Source organism: Collinsella sp. 4_8_47FAA, assembly GCF_000763055.1.
Classification (GTDB): domain Bacteria; phylum Actinomycetota; class Coriobacteriia; order Coriobacteriales; family Coriobacteriaceae; genus Collinsella.
On sequence record NZ_KN214135.1, the window covers coordinates 334,539 to 336,287 of the forward strand.

Consider the following 1,749-nt stretch of genomic DNA (forward strand, 5'->3'; position numbering starts at 1 on the left):
CTCGACCGGCTCCTCGAGGCCCCTGCCCGACGGGGCGGCGCCGACCATGCACTCGGACATGGGCTGGCAGTACCAGCACGAGTCCTACGCCTCCAGGCTGGAGGGGGCGGGCATCACCCAGAGCATGTCGCGCAAGGGGAACTGCATCGACAACGCCGCCACCGAGCAGCTCTTCGGCCACGTGAAGGACGAGTTCTACCGCGGCAGGGAGTGGGGCAGCTTCGGGGACTTCAAGCGCGACCTGGAGGAGTACATAGACCATTGGAACACGCGGCGCAGGCAGGTAAGATTGAAGGGCCTGACGCCGGAGGAGTTCCGGAACCGGGCCCTTGCGGCGTAGTCGCTATTTGTTCAGTCCAAGTTTCGGGGCGCAGTTCACTGGCACCTTTGTGGTGGTTTTTGTTAAGGTCTAAGGAGACTGCCATGAAAAGACTCCCTCGCCTCGCGTTAGCCACTGCGTTGATCTGGAAGCGCCGCCGCTAAGCTACACCGCCGGGCCTTGCAGCCCCGCCGTGCAGACCTTATATCAAGCACAGAAGCCCGTCCGATGTGATCGGACGGGCTTTTGGTGGGTATCATGGTTGGACGATCATTAGGAGGTTTCCCTACATGGAATTGTTTGAGCCAATTCTTCATTTCTTTGCACAACGATGGGTCCACAACATCATCTGGGCAGGTATCTTGGCCATCGGCACCGCCGTTGCCGCCAAGGTCGCGTCCAAGACCCTGCACCACCTGCTTAGCCGCGACGATAACCCACTCCCTTCATCGAGCATCTTCATCAACATCGCGCGCGCCATCATCTGGATGATTGGCGGCAGCTTTATCCTCGACAACTGCTTTGGCATTAACGCAAACGCCCTCGTCGCCGCTCTTGGCGTCGGCGGCATCGCCATCTCGCTCGGCTTTCAGGACACGCTGTCAAACCTTATCGGTGGCATGCAGGTGACCTTTATGGGCATCATCAAGCCCGGCGACAATATCGAGGTCGGCGGCGTGTCGGGCGTGGTCCAAGACATCACCTGGCGTCATACGACCATTGAGGATGCCTGTGGGCAAACCATCATCGTCCCCAACTCCAACATCTCCAAGAACACGCTCGTGCATTTGATGCCCTTTGGGCGCGTTGCCGTGCCCGTCGCGGTCAAGGACACGTCCAAGTGGGCTTCACTGGACGCGCTGGCAGATGAACTCACCGACGCCACCAAGGCCGCCGTGCTTCCCATCTCGGGCTTTGACAAGGAGCCCTACGTGCTCTTTAGCGAGATCGGCGACTTTGGCATCAAGGGCAAGATCATCTTTATCGTCAGTGACGACAGCACCACCTTTACGGCAGCCGACGCCTGCATCCGCGCCATCGCCCCCATCATCGCCTAAAGCCACCACAAAGGGGACAGTGAACTGCGCCCCGAAACTTGGACTGAACAAATAGCGACTACGCCGCAAGGGCCCGGTTCCGGAACTCCTCCGGCGTCAGGCCCTTCAATCTTACCTGCCTGCGCCGCGTGTTCCAATGGTCTATGTACTCCTCCAGGTCGCGCTTGAAGTCCCCGAAGCTGCCCCACTCCCTGCCGCGGTAGAACTCGTCCTTCACGTGGCCGAAGAGCTGCTCGGTGGCGGCGTTGTCGATGCAGTTCCCCTTGCGCGACATGCTCTGGGTGATGCCCGCCCCCTCCAGCCTGGAGGCGTAGGACTCGTGCTGGTACTGCCAGCCCATGTCCGAGTGCATGGTCGGCGCCGCCCCCGTCG

At 60.7% G+C, this 1,749-nt stretch carries 3 protein-coding genes; 2 read left to right on the plus strand and 1 reads right to left on the minus strand.

Annotation, left to right across the window (positions count from 1 at the left end; genetic code table 11):
* Together HMPREF9463_RS04820 and HMPREF9463_RS04825 are read left to right on the plus strand one after the other, a co-directional pair.
* On the plus strand, positions 1-340 hold a 340-nt coding region (locus HMPREF9463_RS04820; RefSeq protein WP_148334185.1), incomplete at its 5' end, for an IS3 family transposase.
* A 269-nt stretch (positions 341-609) separates the two neighbouring features.
* Complete coding sequence (locus HMPREF9463_RS04825; RefSeq protein WP_035137533.1) at positions 610-1,377, plus strand: mechanosensitive ion channel family protein; 768 nt, start codon at positions 610-612, stop codon at positions 1,375-1,377.
* A 58-nt stretch (positions 1,378-1,435) separates the two neighbouring features.
* Here the strand turns inward: HMPREF9463_RS04825 and HMPREF9463_RS04830 are convergent.
* Positions 1,436-1,749: IS3 family transposase (locus HMPREF9463_RS04830; RefSeq protein WP_148334186.1), on the minus strand; the 314-nt coding region annotated here is incomplete at its 5' end.

Excerpts from the sequence above, each read along its gene's own strand:
- HMPREF9463_RS04825 (WP_035137533.1), top strand. The coding sequence starts at position 610 with ATGGAATTGTTTGAGCCAATTCTTCATTTCTTTGCACAACGATGGGTC.